This window comes from Catellatospora sp. NPDC049609, assembly GCF_040675365.1.
Taxonomy (GTDB): Bacteria; Actinomycetota; Actinomycetes; order Mycobacteriales; family Micromonosporaceae; genus Catellatospora.
In genome coordinates, this window is sequence record NZ_JBFAOU010000137.1 from 1 (window position 1) to 21,991 (window position 21,991).

Here is a 21,991-nt window from a genome sequence, read left to right on the forward strand (position 1 = left end):
GGGGGGGGGGGGCGGGGGGGGGGGGGGGGGGGGGCCCCCGGCCCCCCCCCCAGCGCGGGGTTGCGGCGCGGGGCGGGATCGTGTCCCGTCCCGCGACGCGGCATGCGGCGGTCAGCCGACCGTGAAGCCCTGGTCCCTGCCGTACTTGGCGGAGGCGTCCTGCCAGGTCTTGAGGGTGTCGGCGAGCTTCTTGTCCGACACGTACGCCTGCCCGACGGTGTCGTTGAAGATGCTGTTGGCGTACACCTGGAACGGCAGGTACGACCAGCCCGGCACGACGTCGGCGGCCGACTTGGCGAAGATCTCGTTGGCCTTCTGGCCGCCGAAGTACGGGAACTCCTTGTTGAGGAACGCGTCGGACTTCAGCTCGGCGGTGGTGGCCGGGAAGGCGCCGTTGTCGACGCGGATCTGCACGCCCTCGCCCGCGGTGGCGTACTTGAGGAACCCGTAGGCCAGCGCGTTGTTGGCGCCCGCCTTCGGGATGGCCAGCGAGCTGCCGCCGTTCTCGGCGGCGGCGTTGCCGCCGGCGGTCCACTGCGGCATGGGCGCGACGCGCCACTTGCCCTTGGCGGCGGGCACGCCGGACTCCAGGTTGGCGGGCATCCACGCGCCGATGACCAGGGTGGCGATGGTGCCGTCGCCCAGGCCCTTGTACCAGCCGTCGCTCCACGAGCCGACCGGCGCGACCAGCTTGCCGTCCAGCAGCTGCTGCCAGGTGCCGGCGAACTTGGCGGAGCCCGCGTCGGCGAGGTCGATCTTCACGTTGGTGCCGTCGACGCTGAACGGCTTGCCGCCCGCCTGCCAGATGAGGCTGGTGGTGAAGCCGGCGTCGCCGACGTCGTTGGTGATGTACGCCTTCGGGTCGGCGGCGTGCAGCTTCTTGGCCGCGGCGACGTACTCGTCCCAGGTGGTGGGGACGGCGATCTGGTGCTTGTCGAAGACGTCCTTGTTGTAGAACAGCGCCATCGGGCCGGAGTCCATGGGCAGGCCGTACACGCCGCCGGCGGGCTTGACCGACGACCACGGGCCGGGGGTGAAGGTGCCGTCCAGCTCGTTCGCGCCGAACGAGGCCAGGTCGGTCAGCGACTTGGCGAGGGCGAACTGGGGCAGCGCGTAGTACTCGATCTGCGCGACGTCGGGCACCCCGGATCCGGCGGCCACGGCGTTCTGCAGCGCGGTGTACTGGTCGTTGCCGGTGCCGGCGTTGACCAGGTTCACCTTGACCTTGGGGTACTTGGCCTCGAACGCGGTGACGACCTGCTTGAGGGTCGGCTCCCAGGCCCAGACGGTGATGGAGCCGCCGGCGTCGAGCGCGGCCTGGACCTGGTCGGCGGTGACCGGGGTGCCGGTCTCGCCGCCGTCGTCGCTGCCGCAGGCGGCCAGCGCGGCGGTGGTGAACACGGCGGTGGCGACCGCCGCGGCGCGAAGGAACGCGCGTCGGTTGGTGAACATCGTTGTCCTCTCAAACGGGGGGTTGGGCGAGAGCGAGAATCGGGGGTCAGTCCTTGACGCCGCCGGTGGCCAGGCCGGACTGCCAGTAGCGCTGCAGGAACAGGAACGCGGCGAGCAGGGGCAGGATGGTCAGCAGCGAGCCGGTGATGACCAGGTGGAAGATCGGCTGCCCGCCGGCGGTGGCGGCCTGGTCGTTCCAGGCGTTGAGGCCGAGGGTGAGCGGGTACCAGTCCGGGTCCTTCAGCATGATCAGCGGCAGGAAGTAGTTGTTCCAGGTCGCGACCATGGTGAACAGGGCGACGGTGACGATGCCCGGGGCGAGCAGCGGCACGCAGACCCGCAGGAAGGTGCGCAGCTCGCCCGCGCCGTCGACGCGGGCGGCCTCCATCAGCTCGCCGGGGATGGCCTGGGCGGCGTAGGTCCACATGAGGTAGAGGCCGAACGGCGAGATGAGCGACGGGATGATCACCGCCCAGGGCGTGTTGGTCAGCCCGAGCTCGGAGAACATGAGGAAGGTGGGCACGGCCAGGGCGGTGCCCGGCACGGCGACCGCGCCGATGACGGTCGCGAAGACGGCCCGCTTGCCGGGGAAGTCGAACTTCGCCAGGGCGTACCCGCCGAGGGTGGCCAGCACGGTGGCGCCGCCCGCGCCGAGCACGACGTAGAGCACGGTGTTGAGCAGCCAGCGGACGAACACGCCGTCGTCGTAGGTGAGCGTGTCGCGGATGTTGGTCAACAGCGAGAAGTCGCCGGAGAACCACAGCCCGAACGAGTCGAACAGGCTGGCCTGGGTCTTGCTGGCGTTGATGAACAGCCAGACCAGCGGCACCAGGCTGTAGATCAGCATGAGCGCGGTGAGCGCGGTCAGCAGCGGGCTGCGCCGGGGCCTGTCGCGGCGGGCGGGCTTGAGGCTGACGCGGGTGCGCGGTGCGACCTGCGGCGTCGCGGTGGGGGTGGTCGTCACGGCTCAGCGCTCCTTCCGGGCGCCGCGCAGCTGTACGGCGTAGGCGACGATCACGGTGAGGATGCCCATGACGATCGCGACGGTCGCGGAGTAGTTGTACTGCTGCCCGGAGAAGGACAGCGAGTAGGCGTACATGTTCGGCGTGTAGTACGTGGTGATCACGTTCGGCGCCAGGCTCTGCAGGATGTTGGGCTCGTTGAACAGCTGGAAGCTGCCGATGATCGAGAAGATGGTGGCGATCATCAGGGCGCCGCGGATCGCGGGCAGCTTGATCGAGCGGATCACCTGCAGCTGGCCCGCGCCGTCGAGCTCGGCGGCCTCGTACAGCGACTTCGGCACGACCTGCAGCGCGCTGTAGAAGATCAGCATGTTGTAGCCGACGAACTCCCAGGTGACGATGTTGCCGATCGAGGCGAGCATCAGGTCCGCCGAGAGCGGGTCGGGCAGCGACAGGCCGAGCGCCTCGTTGACGCTCGCGACCAGGCCGAACCGGTTGCCGTACATGAAGCCCCACATCAGCGTCGCGACGACGGCGGGGACGGCGTACGGCATGAACACGGTGACCCGGAAGAACGCCCTGCCGTAGAGGCGGCCGCTGTCGATGGCCAGCGCCACCAGCAGTGCCAGGAACAGCATGATCGGCACCTGGACCGCGAGGAACAGCGAGACCCGCCCGGCCGCCGACCAGAACTGCGGGTCGGTGAACACCTGCCGGTAGTTGTCCACGCCGACGAAGCTGGTCCCGCCGATGAGCTTGGTGCGGAACAGGCTCAGCCAGATCGCGTAGCCGATGGGCGCCAGGAACACGAAGGCGAACACCGCCATGAACGGGCCGACGAACGCCCAGCCTGTCCATGACCTGCGGCGACGTGTCGCGCTGCGGCCGGCGCGGCCGATCGTCGGAGGGGCGAGAACCGTCATGTCACTCCTTCCGACAACTTCGCATCGTTGCTGCTCCGGGCCGATGTTTACGCAAACATACTGCGCCGCGCCGACCCCCGCCTGAGTGGCACGTCACAGAGCGAGGAGACGATCACGGACCGGAATGTTTACGTAAACATCGGCCGAGTGATAGTGTCACCGGCGCCGAGAGGCGTCAAGCGCCGGTTTCGGATTCGTTACACACCGCACGCCCCCGCCGGGGCGGCGACGACACCGGAAGGGAGCGCGTCATGGGCCGGCCGAAGGCCCGCGTGTCGATGGCCGACGTCGCCCGGCTCGCCGGCGTCTCCTCGCAGACCGTCTCCCGCGTCTCCACCGGCCACCCCAGCGTCGTCGGCAGCACCCGCCAGCAGGTCCTCGCCGCGATGAAGGAGCTCGGCTACCGCCCCAACAGCGCCGCCCGCGCGCTCAAGAGCGGCCAGTTCCGCACCATCGGCGTCATCCTGTTCACGTTCTCCAGCACCGGCAACAGCCGCACCCTGGAGGCGATCGCCACCCACGCCGCGCAGGAGGGGTACGCCATCACGCTGATCCCGGTCGCCGTGCCGACCCAGGACAGCGTCGTCGGCGCGTTCACCCGCCTCGGCGAGCTCGCCGTCGACGGCGTCATCGTGATCATGGAAGTGCACCTGCTCGACTCCGCGACCGTCACCCTGCCGCCGCACGTGCAGGTGGTCGTCGTCGACTCCGACGCCGGCGACCGGTACACCGTCGTCGACACCGACCAGGCCGACGGCGCCCGCCAGGCCGTCACCCACCTGCTCGACCTGGGCCACTGCACCGTCTGGCACGTCGCCGGGCCCGAGGAGTCCTTCGCCGCCGAGCGGCGCGCCCAGGCCTGGCGCGACACCCTCACCGCCGCCGGGCGCGAGGTCCCCGCGCCGCTGCGCGGCGACTGGTCGGCCGAGTCCGGCTACCAGGCCGGGCTCGTCCTCGCCGACCGGCCCGACTGCACCGCGGTCTTCGCCGCCAACGACCAGATGGCGCTCGGCGTGCTGCGCGCCCTGCATGAGCGCGGCCGGTCGGTGCCCGGCGAGGTCAGCGTCGTCGGGTTCGACGACATCGCCGACGCCACCTCGTTCATCCCGCCGCTGACCACGGTGCACCAGGACTTCGCCGAGGTCGGGCGACGCTGCGTGCAGGGCATCCTGCACCAGATCGACAGCGGCGAGGCCGCCCCCGGCACCACCCTCGTCCCCACCCGCCTGGTCGTCCGCGCCAGCACCGCTCCCCCACCGCGCCCCTGACCCCGCGCCTCCCGCCCGCGCCGCCACGCCGCCGGCCGTGGCGCAACTCTTGAAAAGTCGCGGGTTCGGATCGCCGGTGTAGGCGCGACTCTTCAAGCGTTGCGAACGGCAGAGGGAAGCGGGCGACAGGCAAGGGGAGGGTCAGCGGGTGGCGCAGTTGTTGCTGGTACGCAGGACCGAGTACTCGCGGTCGTCGTGGGTGATGCCCGAGGCGGCGCCGTCGAAGAAGGCCTCGACCTTCTGGAAGCCGCGGCGCTGCTCGTAGTGCAGGTGCGGCGCGCCCGAGTCGCCGGTGCTGCCCACCTTGCCGATCTGCTGGCCCGTCGTCACCCGCTGGCCGACCTCGACCATCGGCGGCTCCAGCAGGTGCATGTACGCCGTCTCCCAGCGCCGGCCGTGGTCGATCTTCACCCAGTAGCCGCCGCCGCTGCCGCGCGGCCCGTTCGGCTTGGCCGGGGTGCGCCCGCCCAGGCTGCCGTTGATCCCTGCCGCGCTGACCGTGCCCTCGTAGGACGCGTACACCGGACGCCCCCAGGCCGTCCTGCCCTCCATCGGGAACAGGTCCACGTCGTAGTCGCCGTGGCCCGGATACGTGCCGAGCTGCCACTTCTCGCCGCACGCCACGGGCAGCTGGAACGGCGGGCGCGGGCCGGCGGGCCAGAACCACATGGCCACGGCCGTGCCCGCGAGCAGAACCGCGGCAAGACCGAGGCCGAGCAGCACGCGGTTGCGGCGGCTCCGGCGGCGGCTCCTGGTGGCGTGGTAGACGGTCATCGGCCCCGAGCATGGCAGACGTCGGCAAACCCCGGGTAGGGCTGGCACTACCTCGGATCCGCCCCCTGGACGGCTGGGCCGGGCATCCAGGGCTGGCTAGCGTGTCCTCATGCCCGCTGAGCAGCCACATCACCTCCTCGCCGCGCTCGCCTCCCGCCGCTTCCTGGTCTCCGGGTGGCCATGGCGCGCCGCGGCCTACGTCCTCACCGCGCTGCCCGTCATCGGCGTCGCCGCCCTGCTGCTGTCGCCGGTCACGCTGTCGTGGGCGGCCACGTTCCGGTTCGCCGCCGACGGCCGGTTCCACCTCCCGGTCCTGGCGGTCACCGCCTTCCTGACCATGGCGCTGGGCGGGGTCGGCACGGTGCTCGCGGCGCCGTTCGCCGCGCTGGAGCGCCGCCGCCTGCGCATCGCCGACCCGCGCCCCGTCGAGCCCGGCCCCCGGCCCGCCGCGGGGACGGCCTGGCTGGCCGCCCGGTACGGCGAGGCGTCGTCCTGGCAGGAGCTGCTGTACCTGGTGCTGCTGGGCACGGTCGCGCCGATCGCGTACTCGCTGCTGGCCTTCGCCGCGTTCCTCGTCGCGGTCTTCATCGTCAGCCCGCTGCTGGTGTGGTGGGACGGCACGGACCTCGACGGCGTCGCCGACACGATCGCGCTCGGCCCGTGGCAGGTCACCACGCCTGCCCAGGCGATCCCGTACCTGGTGCTCGGACTGGCCCTGCTGCCCGTGCTGGCATACCTGACCGGCCTGCTCGCCGCGGGCCATGCCGCCACCGCCCGCGCCCTGCTCGGCCACGGCGAGCAGGCGGAGCTGCGGGAGGTGGCGCGCTCGCGGACCCGGCTGGTCGACGCGTTCGACGCCGAGCGCCGCCGCATCGAACGGGACCTGCACGACGGCGCCCAGCACCGGCTCACCAGCCTGTCGCTGCAGCTCGGCGTCGCCCGGCTGGACCTGCCCGACGACACGCCCGCCGCGCAGGCGCTCGACCGAGCCCGTGCCGAGGCCAAGGACCTGATGGTGCTGCTGCGCGACCTGGTGCACGGCATCAGCCCGCAGACGCTGGCCGACCTCGGCCTGCCCGCCGCGCTGCGCGACCTGGCCGACCGCAGCCCGCTCGACGTCACGGTGGCGGTCGGGCCGGGGGTGGCCGACCGCTACCCGACCCGGGTGGAGAACACCGCGTACTTCGCCGCCTCCGAGGCGCTCGGCAACGTCGCCAAGCACGCCGGCGCCGCCACGGCGACCGTCCGGCTCGCCCACCGGCACGACACGCTCGTCGTCGAGGTTCACGACGACGGCCGCGGCGGGGCCGACCCGGCGGGCGGCACCGGGCTGACCGGGCTGGCCGACCGGGTCGCGGCGGTCGGCGGGCGGCTGCTGCTGTCCAGCCCGGCCGGTGGTCCTACGCTGGTCCGCGTGGAGCTGCCGTGCCTGCCGTGACCAGGGTCGTGCTGGCCGAGGACGGTGTCCTGCTGCGCGAGGGACTCGCCGGGGTGCTGCAGCGTTTCGACTTCACGGTCGTGGCCGCGGTCGGTGACGGCGCCGCGCTGCTCGACGCGGTCGCCGCCGAGGACCCCGACCTGGTGATCACCGACATCCGGATGCCGCCCAGCTTCACCGACGAGGGCCTGCGGGCCGCGCTGGCGCTGCGGGCCGCCGCGCCGGACCGGGCCGTGGTCGTGCTCAGCCAGTACGTGCAGGCCGAGTACGCCGCGCAGCTGCTCGACAGCGGCAACGGGCGGCGCATCGGCTACCTGCTCAAGGACCGGGTCGTCGACATCGCCGAGTTCGTCGGGGCGCTGCGGACCGTGGTCGGCGGCGGCACCGTGATCGACCCCGACGTGGTACGCCGCCTGCTGCAGCACCGCCGCGACCCGGTGGCCGAGCTGTCCCCGCGCGAGCGGGAGGTGCTGGCGCTGGTCGCCGAGGGCCACTCCAACGCCGCGATCGCCCGCCGCCTGACCGTCACCGAGGCGGCCGTCGGCAAGCACGTCGGCAACATCCTCACCAAGCTCGGCCTGCCCCCGACCGACGACACGAACCGCCGGGTGCTGGCGGTGCTGGCGTACCTGCGGGCGAGAAGCTGAGCCACGTGACGCGAACGGCCGGCCGGAGCAGTCGCTCCGACCGGCCGCGGGTCGCGGTGCGGTGTTACGGCGCCGGGTACTCGACGATGAACTGCGGCGCGCCGGTGTTGGTGTTGTCCGCCTGGCCGCCGACCCCGTTGACCACGTGGTCGATGGTGCCGGCGCTCAGGTTGACGGTCATGATGTGGTAGAGCTTCACGTCCGGCCGGTTGGGCACCTCGAAGCCGTTCGCGGTGCGGATGGACGGGTTGTTCTGGTTGAACACGTACACGCCCGCGCCGTACAGCGTGTGCTTGCGCACGTGGTCGCCCACCTTGTAGCCGGCGTAGCCCAGCACGTCGCCGTTCATCCAGTCGGCCTGCGTCGGCGGGTCGTAGGGCAGCTCGTTCTGGTACAGGATGGTCCGGCCGTTCTCGCCGTTCCAGACCGTGTTGTAGCGCTGGAAGTGCTCGACGAACAGGCCGTTGGCGTTGACGTTGTCGCCGTTGATGACCGCGCCGTACCGGCCGGTGTTGGTGTTCCACCGCTCGGTGTCGGTGAAGCCCTCGACGCCGTGGTCACCGCGCCACACCCAGGTGTGGTCGATCAGCACGTTGTCGCTGTTGACCTGCAGCGCCGTGTCGGTCTTGCCGACGTGCGGGCCGCCGACGCGGAAGTACACGTCGGACAGGGTGGTCGGGTTGGTCTTCGACGACCAGCGCAGCAGGTTGTGCTTGCGGCCGACGCGCAGCAGGACCGGGGACTCCTTGAGGCCCGCGTCGATGGTGACACCGGCGATGATCACGCCGGGCACGTCGGCGACGTCGAGCGGGATGGCGCCGTTGACCGCGGTCAGCGTCGCCTGGCCCAGGCCGAGCACCACGGTGTCGGGGCGCCAGACCTCGATGCTGCGGGCGATGTCGTACACGCCGGGGGTGAGCAGCAGGTGCTTGCCGAGCGCGAGGGCCAGGTTGATCTTCGTGACGGAGTCGCCCGGCTTGGCGACGTAGAAGTCGCTCAGCGGCACGGTCCGGCCGGGGGTCAGCCCGTCGGCCCACGAGACGCCACTGCTGTCGAACTTCGTCGACGGCACCCGGACCTGGTACTTGCCGTTCGCGTCGAGGAACAGGTACGGCTTCTCCCGGCTGACCGGGGTGGTGTCCAGCGTGGTGTACGGCGGGTTCGGGAACCCGGCGTCATCGGGCGCGCCGACCACACCGGTGAAGACCTGGTTCCACACGCCGTTGGACCAGCCGTCGACCTGGCTGTTGCGGATCAGCCACTGCTGCTGCGATCCGTTGATGGTGAACGGCAGCTTGGAGTCGGCGATGAAGCCGCCGCTGGCGTACTGCGGGCCGGCGGTGCAGTAGTCCATCAGCGACAGGTTCGCGCCGGTGATGTTGAGCCGGCGCATGGAGACGGCCTGCGACACCGCCCAGATGTTCGCCGAGGCGTGGCAGCCGTCCTGGCCCGCGGCGTTGACGTTGATCGTCAGGTTGGACAGGGTGCGCCAGAAGTTGACCAGCGCGAGGCAGTTGCTGGTGCCGCCGTCGGCCAGGCAGCGGTTGTACACCTCGACCTTGCCGTTGATCACGACGTCGGTCGGCGACGCGCCGAGACCGGAGATCTCGGTGTAGTAGCCCACCTTGATCTGCAGCGGCTGCTCCGCGGTGCCGTAGGTGCCCGGCTTGAACAGGAACGCGTACCGGTTGGGGGCCATCTCGGCGTTGACCTGCGCCGCGTGCGTGGCGTCCAGGGTGGCCTGGATCTCGGCGACGGGCATGCCGGGGTCGAAGACGGTCACGTTCGCGCCGAAGTTCGGCGTGGTCGGCGACAGCGGGGTCGCGGCGGCGGCCGCGCCGGGAACTCCGGCGACGGCGACGGCGAACGCGGTCGCCAGGCCGAGCGTGACCCTGCGGCGCACGCCTCGGCGGTGGGACGGCGCCGTCGTGGCGCCGCTGGGACTCGTGCTCATCACTGTGTGCAAGTCCTCTCTACGGGGCTTGTGCCGGCACGATGGCAACGCTCTCGCCCATGCGAGAGGGCGCGACCTGGATGGGTGGAGGTCGCAGAGAGCGCTCTCTCATGCCGGTCCCCTGGAGCGTAGCGGAGCCGAATCATTCTGGAAATCTCCGGTGTGGACACTGCGTAATCGGTCCCGGTTAAGGGGAACAGCGGTGTTCGGCGCACCTCGCCCGTCTTGCCCCGCAACAGAACGCCGCCGGACCACCCGAAACGGGCGGTCCGGCGGCGTCTGTGCTCAGCCCGGGCGTGTGCTTTACGCGCCCACCGCGGTGGGCACCCGGCCGGTGCTCGGCGCGGACGCCGCGCCGAGCGCGTCGACGATGTCCTCGACCCGGGCCTTGGCGTCACCGAACAGCATCTGCGTGTTGTCGCGGAAGAACAGCGGGTTCTGCACCCCGGCGTAGCCCGCCGCCATCGAGCGCTTGAACACGACCACGTGGTCGGCCTCCCAGACCCGCAGCACCGGCATGCCGGCGATGGGGCTGCCCGGGTCGGCCGCGGCCGGGTTCACGGTGTCGTTGGCCCCGATCACCAGGACCACCGACGTGCCCGCGAAGTCGTCGTTGATCTCGTCCATCTCCAGCACGATGTCGTACGGCACGTCGGCCTCGGCCAGCAGCACGTTCATGTGCCCCGGCAGCCGACCGGCGACCGGGTGCACGCCGAAGCGGACAGCCACGCCGCGCGCCCGCAGGTTGCGGGTCAGCTCGGCGACCGGCCCCTGGGCCTGCGCGACGGCCATGCCGTAGCCGGGCGTGATGATGACCGACGTCGCGTCGCGCAGCAGGACCGCCACGTCGGCGGCGGTGGTCTCCCGGTGCTCGCCGTACTCGGCGTCGTCGGCCGCGGCCTGCTCGGTGCCGAAGCCGCCCGCGATGACCGAGATGAACGAGCGGTTCATCGCCTGGCACATGACGTATGACAGGTAGGCGCCGGACGAGCCGACCAGCGCACCGGTCACGATCAGCAGGTCGTTGTCGAGCAGGAAGCCCGACGCCGCGGCCGCCCAGCCGGAGTAGCTGTTCAGCATGGACACCACGACCGGCATGTCCCCGCCGCCGATGGAGGCGACCAGGTGCCAGCCGAGCGCCAGCGCGATCACGGTGACCGCGATGAGCAGCGCGCGCTGCGGCGCGGCGACGAACCAGGCGGTCAGCGCGGCGAACGCGACCAGCGCGCCGAGGTTGAGCACGTGCCGTCCGGGCAGCATCAGCGGCCGGGACGCGATGCGCGCCGAGAGCTTCAGGTACGCCACGATCGAGCCGGTGAAGGTGACGGCGCCGATGAACACGCCGACGAACACCTCGGCGTGGTGGATGTGCAGCAGCGTGCCGGACAGGGCGGTGTGCGCGGGGTCGGCGACCTCGAGGTAGCCGTTCCAGCCGACCAGCACGGCGGCCAGGCCGACGAAGCTGTGCAGGATGGCGATGAGCTCGGGCATCCCGGTCATCTGCACGACGCGGGCCCGCCACAGGCCGATGCCGCCGCCGATGACCACGGCGGTCACCAGCAGCGCGGCACCGGCGGTGGTGATGTCGCGCACGGCCAGGGAGACGGTCGCGGCCAGGGCGACGGTCATGCCGCAGATGCCGTAGACGACCCCGGAGCGGGCGGTCTCGTGCTTGGACAGCCCGGCGAGGCTGAGGACGAACAGCAGTGCCGCGACGATGTAGGCGGCCTGCACGGCGGTGACGGCGTTCATGAGTCGATCAGCCCTTCGTGAACATGCCGAGCATGCGCCGGGTGACGGCGAAGCCGCCGAAGATGTTGATGGTGGCCAGCAGGATCGCCGCGGCGGCGAGCCCGGTGACGGCGAGGTCGTCCCGCCCGATCTGCAGCAGCGCGCCGACCACGATGATGCCGGAGATGGCGTTGGTGACCGACATCAGCGGCGTATGCAGCGCGTGGTGCACCTTGCCGACGACGTAGTAGCCGATGACCACGGCCAGGGCGAACACGGTGAAGTTGCCGACGAACTCCCGGGGCGCGAACGCGGTCAGCGCGAACAGCGCCGCCGCGGCCAGGCCGACGGAGGTGTAGATCCGGGCGGGCGACGCCTTCGGCTTGACCGGCGCGACCGGGGCGGCCACGGCGGCGGCCGGGGCGGCCGACACCTGGACCGGCGGCGGGGGCCACGTCTTGGCGCCGTCGCGGACGACGGTCATGGTGCGCACCACGACGTCGTCGAAGTCGAGCACGAGCCGGCCGTCGCGGCCGGGGGTGAGCAGCTTCAGCAGGTTCAGCAGGTTGGTGGCGTAGAGCTGCGACGCCTGGGTCGGCAGCCGGCCGGGCAGGTCGGTGTACCCGATGATCGACACGCCGTTGTCGGTGACGACGACCTCGCCGGCGACGGTGCCCTCGACGTTGCCGCCCTGCGCGGCTCCCATGTCGACGATGACGCTGCCGGGGCGCATGGTCGCGACGTGCTCGGCGGTGAGCAGCCGCGGCGCGGGACGGCCGGGGATCAGCGCCGTGGTGATGATGATGTCGACGTCGGCGGCCTGCTGGGCGTAGAGCTCCGCGGCGCGCTGGTCGTACTCGGCGGAGGTCTGCTTGGCGTACCCGTCGCCGCCGCCGGCCTGTTCCGCGGCGACGGCGAGGAACTCGCCGCCGAGCGAGCGGACCTGCTCGGCGACCTCCGGGCGGGGGTCGGTGGCACGGACGATCGCGCCCAGGCTCTTGGCGGCGCCGATCGCGGCGAGCCCGGCCACCCCGGCCCCGGCGACGAGCACCTTCGCCGGGGGCACCTTGCCCGCGGCGGTCACCTGGCCGGCGAAGAACCGGCCGAAGGTGTGCGCGGCCTCCACGACGGCCCGGTAGCCGGCGATGTTGGCCATGGAGCTGAGCACGTCCATCGACTGGGCGCGGGAGATGCGCGGCACGGCGTCCATGGCCAGCACGCTGATCGGCCGCCGCGTCAGCGCCTCGACGAGGTCGGGGCGCACGGCCGGTCCGATCAGGCTGATCAGCGTCGCGCCTGGGCGCAGCTCGTCGAGCTCGGCCTCGGTCGGCGGGTTGATCCGCACGACGACGTCGGCCTGCCAGCACTCCTCGCGGCTGCAGATCTTCGCGCCCGCGTCCTCGTACGCGTCGTCGGGGAAGCTGGCCCGCGCACCCGCGCCGGACTCCACCTCGACCTCGTATCCGAGCGCCACCAGCTGGCGGACCACCGCGGGCGTCGCCGCGACCCGGGTCTCCCCCGCCGCCGACTCGGCCGCCACCCCCAGCCGGGATGCGGTGCCCGCACTCTCGCTTGTGGCCGTTTCCTGCACTGCTTGCCGCGCGTCAGGCTGCTGCCCCACCGCAACTCCCGTCAGAACTGAACGATCGATCGAGATTTCCGTACATGTTGTGGCCACCGGCCGGGGCCGTCAATGAAGCAGGCCACTGATCGGGCGTACATCACACTCCCCGCGTGGGAACGCCGGTGACCCGGCGCATCTGCGGCAACCCGTCCACCTGCGCAGGCGTGCGCGGATAACGCTCTCTCGCCAGATCGGATCTAGCGGGCCGTCTGGCGCCTGGAAGGTGGCGGGTCGTTGAACCACGTGTTCCGGCACCGCGATGTGGCAGACGAGAGGATGGCAATGACGGCGAAAGCTACCGGCCTGGCGATCGAGACCGCCGGGCTGGTGAAGACCTTCGGCAAGACCCGGGCGGTGGACGGGCTGGACCTCGCGGTCCCCGCCGGGACCGTGTACGGCCTGCTCGGCCCCAACGGGGCGGGCAAGACCACGGCCGTGCGCATGCTGGCCACCCTGCTGCGCCCCGACGGCGGCGAGGCCAGGGTGTTCGGGCACGACCTGCGCACCGAACCCGACGCGGTGCGCTCGCGGGTGAGCCTGACCGGCCAGTACGCCTCCGTCGACGAGGACCTGACCGGCACCGAGAACCTGGTCCTGCTCGGCCGGCTGCTCGGGCACCGCAAGCCCGCCGCCCGGGAACGGGCCGCGCAGCTGCTGGCCGCGTTCGGGCTGACCGACGCGGCCGACCGGCAGGTGAAGAAGTACTCCGGCGGCATGCGGCGGCGCATCGACATCGCCGCCAGTATCCTGAACACGCCCGACCTGCTGTTCCTGGACGAGCCGACGACGGGCCTGGACCCGCGCAGCCGCAACCAGGTGTGGGAGATCGTGCGGGCGGTCGTCGCGCAGGGCACCACCGTCCTGCTGACGACGCAGTACCTGGACGAGGCGGACCAGCTGGCGAGCCGGATCGCGGTGATCGACGAGGGGCGGGTCATCGCCGAGGGCACCCCCGGCCAGCTCAAGTCGTCGATCGGGGCGGGCACGGTGCACGTGCGGCTGCGCGACGCCGCGCAGCGGCCCGAGGCCGAGCGCATCCTGGCCAAGGCGCTGGACACGGCCGTGCAGCTGGAGTCCGATCCGGTGGCGCTGACCGTGCGGGTGAGCGGCTCCGGCACGCCGGTGGACGCGGCCGCGCAGGGTTCGCGGGCGCTGGCGGAGCTGGCCGCGGCGGGCATCGTCGTGGACGAGTTCGCGCTGGGCCAGCCGAGCCTGGACGAGGTGTTCCTGGCCCTGACCGACAAGGCGGCGAAGAACGCCGCGAGCGAAGTGGAGGAGAACTCATGAGCACGGCTGTCGCACCCGAGGCGGCGACCGCCTACACACCGTCGGCGGAGTCCATCGCGGCCGTGCTGGCGCCGGGGACCCGCCCGCGCCGGCCGGGGCCGCTGTCGGCGTCGCTGACGTTCGGCTGGCGGGCCATGCTGAAGATCAAGCACGTGCCCGAGCAGCTGTTCGACGTCACGATGTTCCCGATCATCATGACGCTGATGTTCACCTACCTGTTCGGCGGCGCGCTGGCCGGCTCGCCCCGGGAGTACCTGCAGTACCTGCTGCCGGGCATCATGGTCACCAGCGTCGTGATGATCACGATGTACACCGGTGTCGGGCTGAACACCGACATCGAGAAGGGCGTGTTCGACCGCTTCCGCACGCTGCCGGTGTGGCGGCCCGCCGCGCTGGTCGGCATGATCTTCGGCGATCTGCTGCGGTACGTGCTCGCGGCGCTGGTCATCATGGGCGTCGGTCTGGCGCTGGGCTTCCGGCCCGGCGGCGGCGTGCTCGGCGTCGCGGGCGGCATCGGCCTGCTGGTGGTGTTCTCGTTCGCGTTCTCCTGGATCTGGACCTGGTTCGGCCTGGTCCTGCGCAGCGAGAAGTCGGTGATGGGCGTCAGCATGCTGGTGCTGTTCCCGCTGACGTTCCTGTCCAACGTGTTCGTGCAGCCCACCACGATGCCGGGCTGGCTGCAGGCGTTCGTGGACGTCAACCCGATCACCCAGCTGGTCGCGGCGGTGCGCTCGGTGATGGCCGGTGCCCCCGACTCGGCGGCGATCACCTGGGTGCTGGTCGCCGGCGCCGTGTTCACCGTGGTGTTCGGCACGCTGACCATGCACCGCTACAACCGCAGGTGACGGCTCCGGTGTCCTGGCGGATCACAGCCGCCAGGACACCGGCCCGGCCGGGTGGTAGCCGCAGGCGTTGCCGGTGGACACCGCCGCGCGCAGGTGCGCGGCCAGCTCCGGGTGCAGGTCGTCGAGCCGGCGCAGGGTGTCGCGAATGCGGGCGGTGACCGCCTTGCGGGCCCGCTCGCCCTCGTCGCCGAGCCTGCGGGTGCGCCCGCCGAGCCCGGCGGCGGCCCGCAGCTCGGCGAGCAGGGCGTCGCGTTCGTGCTCCAGCCCGGCCCGGCGGGCGGTGTCGTCGCGCAGCGCGGCGGCATCGAGCTCGTCGTCGAGCTGCGCGAGCCGTTGCCTGAACCGGGCCTTGGCCCGCTCGTCGAGGACCGGATCGGCGCCCAGGCGGCGGGCGGCCGCCACCTCCGCGCCGCCCTGCGGGTCGGCGAGGTCGACGGCGGCGACGTCCGTGCCCGGCCTGCCGAGCAGGGTATGCAGGTCGCGCAGACCCTTGGCGTCGGGCAGGTGCACCGTGCGGCCCGCGTAGGTCAGCCGCCAGGTGGCGTCCTCGCGCCGGAACTCGTCACCGGCCGCGCCGCCCGGCACCGCCCCTGACCCCTCCGCCATGGACTGCGGCGCTGTCGCGGCGGTGCCGGACAGCTGCGGCATGCCCAGCGCGAGCGCCTCCCGCTCGACCTGGGCGCGCAGGTCGGCGGCCGCCTGCGCGTCGCCGGGGGCGTCGCGGCCGGCGAGGGCGCGGGCGAGGCCGGCCCGCGCACGGGCCGCCCACGGCCGGGCCTGCATGCGGTCGGCGGACTCGGCGGCGGCGGTGTATCCGGCGACGGCCTCGTCCCAGCGCCGCTCGGTGGCGTCGACCTCGGCGAGCCACAGGTCGAGCGGGCCGCTGACGTCGCAGCCCCACAGCGCCACCGCCCACTCACCGCGGTACGGCAGCAGCGCCTCGCGGGCCTGGGCGCACCGGACGGGGTCGGCCGTGGCGGCGGCGAGCTGTGCCGACAGCCGCAGCCACAGCCGGGTGACCGCGGCCGGGTAGAGGTCCTCCGGCCGGCGCGCCTCGGCGAGGGCGGCCAGCCGCTGCCCGCCGGCCACATCTCCCCGGTCCAGCGCGGTGATCGCCTGGACCAGCGACAGGTACGGGTGGTCGTCGGCGCCCACCCGGGCCAGCAGCTCCGCGGCCAGGTCGCACTGCCCGCGCTGCATCGCCAGCGCCCAGTCGAGGTGGTACAGCATGAACGCGAAGTCGGCGTGGGCGTGCCCCTCGCCGGCGCGCAGCCCGGCCAGCAGCTCGTCGGCCTCGGCGAAGCGGCCGGTCATGGTCGCGATGACGGCCTGGTCGACCAGCAGCGAGACGCGCATGCGCGGGCTGCCGTCGCGCCGGGCGGCGGCGACGAACGCGCGCAGCTGGTCGAGGTAGCCGGGGTCGCCCAGCTCGACCAGCGCCACCCAGCGGAACGACGCGGCCAGCGCCTCGCTGCCGGTGTCGGCGGTGCGGCGGCTGAGCTGCTCCATCTCGGCGGTCAGCGCCTCGCGCTCGCGGGCGCCGCCAGGCCCCCAGTTGAGGTCGTGCCGGGCCCACAGGCTGAACAGCAGCGCCTCGTCGTCGTGGCCGGTGCGGGCGAGGTCCTCCGTCCACGCGACGAGCCGCTGCACGATCTCGTCGGTGGTGAGGTCCGCGCCGTCGCCGATCAGCGCCGCGTACGCCTCGCGCAGCAGCCCGGTCCGGGTGCCGGAGCGCTCGTCGCCGTCCCGGCCGTGCCGGTGGACGATCATCGCCACCCAGGTCAGCATCGCCCCGTCGCCGCTGCTGCGGGCGACCGCGGCGGCCTCGTCGAAGATCCGCCAGCCCTCGTCGCGGTCGCCGAGGTGGTACACGCCGCGGCCGAGCTCGATCAGCACCCGCACCCGGCGGGCGGGGTCGCGGACCAGGGACAGGGCCCGGCGGTAGTGGCCGATCGCCTCGTCGGTGGCCATCCGGTTGCCCGCGTCGTCGGCGGCGGCGAGCAGCCGGGCCACGGCCGTCTCCGCGTCCAGGCACTCCCCCGCCAGGTAGGCGTGCCGGGCCAGGTCGGCGGGCAGCACCGACGCCGCCACCTCGGGCGAGGCGCCGGCCGCCCGGACCACGGCGGCGTGCAGCTGCCGGCGGGCCTGCTCGGGCAGGCTGTCGTGCAGCGCCTCGCGGACCAGGTCGTGGGTGAAGCCGTACCGTCCCCCGCCCAGCGCGGCGACCAGCCGCGCCTCCTCGGCCCGCGCGAGCCCCCGGTCCACCTGCGCCGGGTCGGCGTCGGCGGTCGCGGCGAGCACGGGGCGCGCGAACTGGCGGCCGAGCACCGCCGCGGCGGCGAGCAGCGCGGTCACCTCCTCGGGGAGCAGGGCGAGGCGCCGGTCGAGGGCGTCGCGCACGCCGGGCGCGACAGCGGTCAGGCCGCCGCCGCTGTGCCACAGCCGGGCGGTCTGCTCGACGAAGAACGGGTTGCCGCCGGTGCGCCGGTGCACCTCGGCGGCCAGCGCCTGGTCGGGTGCGGTGCCCGCGGTGCGGGTGATCAGCTGCGCCACCTCGGCCGGGGCGAGGCCGGTCAGGGTCACGACCGTCGCCTTGGCGGTCAGCGGCACCATCAGCGCGCGCAGCGGGTGGCCCGGCGCGTCGACCTCGACGTCGCGGTACGCCCCGACGAGCAGGATCGGCTCGGCCCAGGTGTGCTGGGCGGCGAAGGCCAGCAGCCGCAGCGAGGCGGCGTCGGCCCAGTGCAGGTCGTCGAGGGCGATGATCAGGGGGCGGCGCTGGGCGAGCGCGGCCAGCGCCGTGGTCACCGCGTCGAACAGGGGGAACTCGCCGTCCAGCGCCGCGGCCGCGGGCTCGTCGGGCAGCGGCTCGCCGAGCAGCACGGACAGCGGACTGCCGCCGGCCTCGCGGGCCGCGGCCCAGTCGGCGGCGGAGGCGGTGCGGCGGACGGCGCGCAGGGCCTGCGTCCAGGGCCAGAACCCGGGGGCGCTGTCGGAGTCCCAGCAGGTGCCCCCGACGACCAGCGCCCCGGCGTCGCGCGCGTGCGCCATGGCGTCGGTGAGCAGGGAGGTCTTGCCGATGCCGGCCTCTCCGGCGACGAGGATGAGGCCGCCGTGCCCGGCGACGGCGCGGGCGACCTCGTGGCGCAGCACCGCGGAGGGGTGGGCACGCCCGATCAGACCCGCGGTCACCGTGTGCTCCGCGTGGTCGTGGCGTGGTCGGTGCCGTTCATGTCCATCGGTGCCCCAGGCTAACCTCCGCCACGGACATCAGCTCGCAGCTGCGCCCGGCGGCTGCCGAGGACCGCCCACCGGCCGACGCCGCGGGGCGGTCAGGGGGCGGCGGCCGGGCTGTCGCCGGCCGCCCACCGCAGTGTCTCGGCCTCCGCCATGGGCGCCGCGAACAGGTAGCCCTGGCCGTACGCGCAGCCGGTGGCGGCGGACGCCTGGCGCTGGTGCTCGGTCTCGATGCCCTCGGCGACGATGTCGAGGTTCAGCGCCCCGGTCAGCGTGACGATGCCCTCCACCAGGTCCCGCTGCCGGCGTGAGGTGGTGAGCCCCCGGACGAACAGGCGGTCGAGCTTGACGATGTCGAGCGGGATCTGCCGCAGGTAGCCCAGCGCCGAGTAGCCGGTGCCGAAGTCGTCGATGGCGATCCGGACGCCGCTGCCGCGCAGCAGTGCGAGGGCGTGCCACACCTTGTCGTCGTCGCGCAGCAGCGAGCTCTCGGTGATCTCGAGGACGAGCCGGTGCGCGGGCAGCCGCGTCTGCGCGAGCAGCCGTCCGACGGTCTCCACGAAGGCGTCGGAGCGGAACTGGTGCGCCGAGACGTTGACGCTCACGTACGGCGCGCGGTCCTGGGTGGTGGCGTGCCAGCGTCCGGCGGCGCGCATGGCCGTGGCGAGGACCCATTCGCCGATCGGGACGATCAGGCCGGACTCCTCGGCGATCTCGATGAACTCGCCCGGTTGCAGGCGGCCGCGGGTGGGGTGCCGCCAGCGCAGCAGGGCCTCGAAGCCGACGGTGCGGCCGGTGCCCAGGGCGACGATCGGCTGGTACTCCAGGAACAGCGCGTCCTCGGCGACGGCGCGGCCGAGGGCGGAGCGCAGCTCGGCCTGCCGGGCCCGGTCGGTCATCGTCGGTTCGTAGCGGCGCCACTGCCCGGGACCGGCGGCCTTGGCGGTCCGCAGGGCCAGGTTCGCGTTGCGCAGCAGCTCCTGCGCGCTTGCCGCCCGCGGGGTGGTGGCGACGCCGATGCTCGCGCCGCAGACGACGACGGTCCCGCCGCCGGTGCGCATGGGCTCGGCCAGCGAGCGACAGAGCCGCGCCGCGAGGTGTTCGACGTCGGCGGCGGCAGGGGCGTCGGTGATGAGGGCGGCGAACTCGTCGCCCCCGAGCCTCGCGGCGACGCCGTGCTCGCCGACGGCGTGCCGGAGCCTGCGGCTGACGGTGCCGAGGACCTCGTCGCCGACGGCGTGGCCGAAGCCGTCGTTGATCGAGCCGAAGTCGTCGAGGTCCAGCAGCAGCACGGCGGTCGCCCCGGCACCGGCGGCGACGGCGTGCTCGGTGCGTTCGGTGAACAGGACACGGTTGGGCAGGCCGGTCAGCGAGTCGTGGAACATGCGTTCGGTGAGCTCGTGTTCCAGCCGGCGCTGCGCGCTGACGTCGTGCAGGGTGAGGGCCACGTCGCGGGCCGGGTCGCCGGGACGCAGCTCGCGGCAGGAGATCTCGACCACGGGGGTGCGGCCGTCGATGGCCTGGATGGTCCAGTCGGCGCGACTGTCGGCCGCCCCGGCGCCGCCGGACCGTACGTGCCGCAGCAGGAACTCGGCCGCGGGCCGCTGGCGGGCGTCGACGAAGTCGAGGAGGCTGACGTCGCGCAGCGCGGCGGTGCCGAAGACGTTGCGGGCCTGGGGGCTGGCGTAGCGGACCCGGTCGTCGGCGCCGACGATCAGCACGACGTCGCAGGTCTGCTCGAGCAGCGACTCGATCTCGCGGGAGCTGCGGTGCCGGTCGACCTCGGCGGCCAGCCGGATCCGTTCGACGGCGGCCGCGGCCTGGGCGGACAGGGCCTCCAGCGCCGGGCGCAGGTCGGGCACCGCCGCCGTGGCGGAGTCGATCAGCAGCGCGCCCACCGGCCCGCTCCCGGCCGTCTGCGCCTGGACGAGCACCAGCTGCGCCGATCCGGCCCGGCTCGACCGGCCGGCGGTCAGCGCGGCGTCCTCCGGCAGCCGGATGCGGACCTCGTGCGCCGACCCGGCGGTGAGCCGGGTGACGGCACGGTCCAGCGCCTCGACGATGTGCTCGGCGTCGGCCGCGGCGGCGAGGTCCACGGCGGCGTCGCGCAGGGCCAGGTCGGCGTCGTCTCCCGCGTGCCGCGGGGAGGGCCCGTCTTTCATGTGGGCGACCATCCTCGCCGCCGGCTGCCCGGTCCGGCCCCGGGCTAGTTCGCGGCGGACCCGGCCGCGACCCTGGTCAGGGCGCGTCCGGCTGCCGCGGCGAGCCGTTCCAGCACGGCGGTCTCGTCGGCGGTCGCCCGGTGGCGGTCGGCCCAGTAGGCGCCGACGGCGCCCACCGGGACTCCGGCAGCGCGGATCGGCACCATGAGCAGGCTGCGTACGAACGTGGGACGGTAGGCGGCCTGCGGGATGCGGTCGTCGGTGCGGATGTCGGCGATGGCCACGGTCTGGTCGTGCAGCATCGCCCAGCCGCTGATGCACGAGGTGGCGGGGAAACGCTGGCCCTTCCACAGCGGACTCATGGCGTCCTCGTCCAGGTAGTGGCACTCGCCGTGCTCCAGCTGGACGATGGTGACGCCCTGGGCCTGGACGGCGGCACGGGCACTGCAGCGCAGGGCGGTCTGGACGTCTTCGGGGGTTTCGGCGTGGCTCAGCATGTCGAGCGCCCAGTCAACAGGAATGACCGAATTTACCCGCATTCCAACCCCCCTTTCCGTAACCCATGAATAAGAATATACCGGGCAAAACTGGCGAGCACGACTCGCCGCCGGGACGGCCGCCGCGGCAGCGGTGCTCGGGCGGGCGCACGTGGACCCGCGCTCCGGCACCGGCCTATACTTGCCGGACATCGATCGATCGGAATGTAACGACCGGTGCGGACCAGGGCCTCTCCGTCATGCGTCCGCCGGCCCGGCGCCCACAGGAGCCCGATGAACCGAGAGCCCGGCAGCACCCCTGCCAGCCTTCCCAAACCGTGGCAGGACGCGGCGGTCGCCGTGGTCGTGCCGACGTACAACGAGTCCGGCAACCTGGCGGAGCTGGCGCGGCGGATCTTCGCCCTCGACCTGTCCAACCTGCGGCTGATCGTCGTCGACGACGACTCCCCCGACGGCACCGGGCGGCTGGCCGACGAACTCGCCCGGGAGTACAACCAGGCCCGCCCCGGCTCCATGCACGTCGTGCACCGGGCGGTCAAGGACGGCATCGGCCGCGCCCACCTCGCGGGCATGAAGACCGCGCTCGCCCTCGGCGACGAGTACGTCGTGCAGCTGGACGGCGACCTCAGCCACCCGCCGGAGTCGATCCCGGCGATGCTCGGCGTGCTGCTCGCGACCGGTGCGGGCCTGGTCATCGGCAGCCGGTACGTGGTGGGCGGCAGCCTGTCGGTCCGGTGGGGCACCCACCGGCGGCTGCTGAGCAGGTTCGCCACCCGGTACGTGAACACGATCCTGGGCCTGGGCATCCGCGACGCGACCGGCGGCTTCAAGATCTGGCGCGGGGACGTCCTGCAGGAGCTGGACCTCGACGCCGTCCGCAGCGACGGGTACAGCTTCCAGGTGGAGATGAACTACCTGTGCAAGCTGGCCGGCCACCCGATCCTCGAGGTGCCCATCCACTTCGCGGAGCGCAACGCCGGCACGAGCAAGATCACCATGGCGGTGCAGTTCGAGTCGATGATCACGCCGTTCGCGCTGCGCCTGTCGGGCGGCCGGGCCCGGAGCACCCGGCCGCGGTGACGGCGGCCCGCGGCGGGGCGGTGGCCTAATGCGGTTACTACGACGAGGAGTCACCCGCCGACGCGGTGGCGCTGGCGTGGACGGCCGGACTGGCCGGCCTGCCGCCCGAG

General features: G+C 73.0%; 16 protein-coding genes. 6 read left to right on the plus strand and 10 right to left on the minus strand.

Going from position 1 to position 21,991, the window contains the following annotated elements:
* Positions 1-111: 111 nt before the first annotated feature.
* From AB0J67_RS29105 to AB0J67_RS29115, 3 genes are read right to left on the minus strand one after another with little or no spacing between them, the layout of a single operon-like run.
* Positions 112-1,452 carry a sugar ABC transporter substrate-binding protein gene (locus AB0J67_RS29105; protein ID WP_363486747.1) on the minus strand — a complete coding sequence of 447 codons (1,341 nt, stop codon included), beginning with the start codon at positions 1,450-1,452 and terminating at the stop codon, positions 112-114.
* A 46-nt stretch (positions 1,453-1,498) separates the two neighbouring features.
* Positions 1,499-2,416, minus strand: a complete 918-nt coding sequence (locus tag AB0J67_RS29110) for a carbohydrate ABC transporter permease (RefSeq protein WP_363486749.1) — start codon at positions 2,414-2,416, stop codon at positions 1,499-1,501.
* 3 nt (positions 2,417-2,419) lie between these two features.
* Positions 2,420-3,337, minus strand: coding sequence for a sugar ABC transporter permease (locus AB0J67_RS29115; RefSeq protein ID WP_363486751.1), 918 nt, complete (start codon positions 3,335-3,337; stop codon positions 2,420-2,422).
* 251 nt (positions 3,338-3,588) lie between these two features.
* Here AB0J67_RS29115 and AB0J67_RS29120 point away from each other — a divergent pair, with 251 nt between their 5' ends.
* On the plus strand, positions 3,589-4,605 hold the full coding sequence (locus AB0J67_RS29120; RefSeq protein WP_363486753.1) for a LacI family DNA-binding transcriptional regulator: 1,017 nt from the start codon (positions 3,589-3,591) through the stop codon (positions 4,603-4,605).
* Positions 4,606-4,746: 141 nt separating this feature from the next.
* Here the strand turns inward: AB0J67_RS29120 and AB0J67_RS29125 are convergent, their stop codons facing one another.
* The gene (locus AB0J67_RS29125; protein WP_363486755.1) at positions 4,747-5,379 is read right to left on the minus strand and encodes a M23 family metallopeptidase; all 633 of its coding nucleotides are present in this window, start codon (positions 5,377-5,379) and stop codon (positions 4,747-4,749) included.
* A gap of 109 nt (positions 5,380-5,488) precedes the next feature.
* Here AB0J67_RS29125 and AB0J67_RS29130 point away from each other — a divergent pair, with 109 nt between their 5' ends.
* Both AB0J67_RS29130 and AB0J67_RS29135 read left to right on the plus strand, forming a co-directional pair.
* Positions 5,489-6,817: a sensor domain-containing protein gene (locus AB0J67_RS29130; protein ID WP_363486757.1), complete on the plus strand. Its 1,329-nt coding sequence runs from the start codon at positions 5,489-5,491 to the stop codon at positions 6,815-6,817.
* Positions 6,805-7,464, plus strand: coding sequence for a response regulator transcription factor (locus AB0J67_RS29135; RefSeq protein WP_363486759.1), 660 nt, complete (start codon positions 6,805-6,807; stop codon positions 7,462-7,464). The genes AB0J67_RS29130 and AB0J67_RS29135 overlap by 13 nt, the downstream gene beginning before the upstream one ends.
* 64 nt (positions 7,465-7,528) lie before the next feature.
* Here the strand turns inward: AB0J67_RS29135 and AB0J67_RS29140 are convergent, their stop codons facing one another.
* The 3 genes from AB0J67_RS29140 to AB0J67_RS29150 all read right to left on the minus strand — a co-directional run bounded on the left by AB0J67_RS29140 (position 7,529) and on the right by AB0J67_RS29150 (position 12,827).
* Positions 7,529-9,418 carry an adenylyl cyclase gene (locus tag AB0J67_RS29140; protein ID WP_363486761.1) on the minus strand — a complete coding sequence of 630 codons (1,890 nt, stop codon included), beginning with the start codon at positions 9,416-9,418 and terminating at the stop codon, positions 7,529-7,531.
* Between the two features lie 303 nt (positions 9,419-9,721).
* Positions 9,722-11,170, minus strand: a complete 1,449-nt coding sequence (gene pntB, locus AB0J67_RS29145) for a Re/Si-specific NAD(P)(+) transhydrogenase subunit beta (protein WP_363486763.1) — start codon at positions 11,168-11,170, stop codon at positions 9,722-9,724.
* A 7-nt stretch (positions 11,171-11,177) separates the two neighbouring features.
* Positions 11,178-12,827 carry a Re/Si-specific NAD(P)(+) transhydrogenase subunit alpha gene (locus AB0J67_RS29150; protein WP_363486765.1) on the minus strand — a complete coding sequence of 550 codons (1,650 nt, stop codon included), beginning with the start codon at positions 12,825-12,827 and terminating at the stop codon, positions 11,178-11,180.
* 228 nt (positions 12,828-13,055) lie between these two features.
* Here AB0J67_RS29150 and AB0J67_RS29155 point away from each other — a divergent pair, with 228 nt between their 5' ends.
* Positions 13,056-14,060: an ATP-binding cassette domain-containing protein gene (locus AB0J67_RS29155; RefSeq protein WP_363486767.1), complete on the plus strand. Its 1,005-nt coding sequence runs from the start codon at positions 13,056-13,058 to the stop codon at positions 14,058-14,060.
* Positions 14,057-14,905 (plus strand): ABC transporter permease, encoded by an 849-nt coding sequence (locus tag AB0J67_RS29160; RefSeq protein ID WP_363486769.1) that lies wholly within the window; start codon positions 14,057-14,059, stop codon positions 14,903-14,905. Before AB0J67_RS29155 ends, AB0J67_RS29160 begins: the two co-directional genes overlap by 4 nt.
* Before the next feature lie 21 nt (positions 14,906-14,926).
* On the opposite strand, the gene AB0J67_RS29165 is transcribed toward AB0J67_RS29160, so the two are convergent.
* From AB0J67_RS29165 to AB0J67_RS29175, 3 genes are all read right to left on the minus strand, one after another.
* Complete coding sequence (locus AB0J67_RS29165) at positions 14,927-18,082, minus strand: AAA family ATPase (RefSeq protein WP_363486777.1); 3,156 nt, start codon at positions 18,080-18,082, stop codon at positions 14,927-14,929.
* A gap of 155 nt (positions 18,083-18,237) precedes the next feature.
* The gene (locus AB0J67_RS29170) at positions 18,238-20,304 is read right to left on the minus strand and encodes an EAL domain-containing protein (RefSeq protein ID WP_363486771.1); all 2,067 of its coding nucleotides are present in this window, start codon (positions 20,302-20,304) and stop codon (positions 18,238-18,240) included.
* A 44-nt stretch (positions 20,305-20,348) separates the two neighbouring features.
* Positions 20,349-20,843, minus strand: coding sequence for a GAF domain-containing protein (locus tag AB0J67_RS29175; RefSeq protein WP_363486773.1), 495 nt, complete (start codon positions 20,841-20,843; stop codon positions 20,349-20,351).
* Between the two features lie 231 nt (positions 20,844-21,074).
* Here AB0J67_RS29175 and AB0J67_RS29180 point away from each other — a divergent pair, with 231 nt between their 5' ends.
* A complete protein-coding gene (locus AB0J67_RS29180; RefSeq protein ID WP_363486775.1) occupies positions 21,075-21,881 on the plus strand; it encodes a polyprenol monophosphomannose synthase in 807 nt (268 codons plus the stop codon).
* Positions 21,882-21,991: the final 110 nt, after the last annotated feature.

Coding starts and splice junctions, on each gene's coding strand:
- AB0J67_RS29120 (WP_363486753.1), top strand. CDS start 3,589: ATGGGCCGGCCGAAGGCCCGCGTGTCGATGGCCGACGTCGCCCGGCTC.
- AB0J67_RS29155 (WP_363486767.1), top strand. CDS start 13,056: ATGACGGCGAAAGCTACCGGCCTGGCGATCGAGACCGCCGGGCTGGTG.
- AB0J67_RS29115 (WP_363486751.1), bottom strand. CDS start 3,337: ATGACGGTTCTCGCCCCTCCGACGATCGGCCGCGCCGGCCGCAGCGCG.
- AB0J67_RS29125 (WP_363486755.1), bottom strand. CDS start 5,379: ATGACCGTCTACCACGCCACCAGGAGCCGCCGCCGGAGCCGCCGCAAC.
- AB0J67_RS29130 (WP_363486757.1), top strand. CDS start 5,489: ATGCCCGCTGAGCAGCCACATCACCTCCTCGCCGCGCTCGCCTCCCGC.
- AB0J67_RS29170 (WP_363486771.1), bottom strand. CDS start 20,304: ATGAAAGACGGGCCCTCCCCGCGGCACGCGGGAGACGACGCCGACCTG.
- AB0J67_RS29175 (WP_363486773.1), bottom strand. CDS start 20,843: ATGCGGGTAAATTCGGTCATTCCTGTTGACTGGGCGCTCGACATGCTG.
- pntB (WP_363486763.1), bottom strand. CDS start 11,170: ATGAACGCCGTCACCGCCGTGCAGGCCGCCTACATCGTCGCGGCACTG.
- AB0J67_RS29160 (WP_363486769.1), top strand. CDS start 14,057: ATGAGCACGGCTGTCGCACCCGAGGCGGCGACCGCCTACACACCGTCG.
- AB0J67_RS29180 (WP_363486775.1), top strand. CDS start 21,075: ATGAACCGAGAGCCCGGCAGCACCCCTGCCAGCCTTCCCAAACCGTGG.
- AB0J67_RS29105 (WP_363486747.1), bottom strand. CDS start 1,452: ATGTTCACCAACCGACGCGCGTTCCTTCGCGCCGCGGCGGTCGCCACC.
- AB0J67_RS29140 (WP_363486761.1), bottom strand. CDS start 9,418: ATGAGCACGAGTCCCAGCGGCGCCACGACGGCGCCGTCCCACCGCCGA.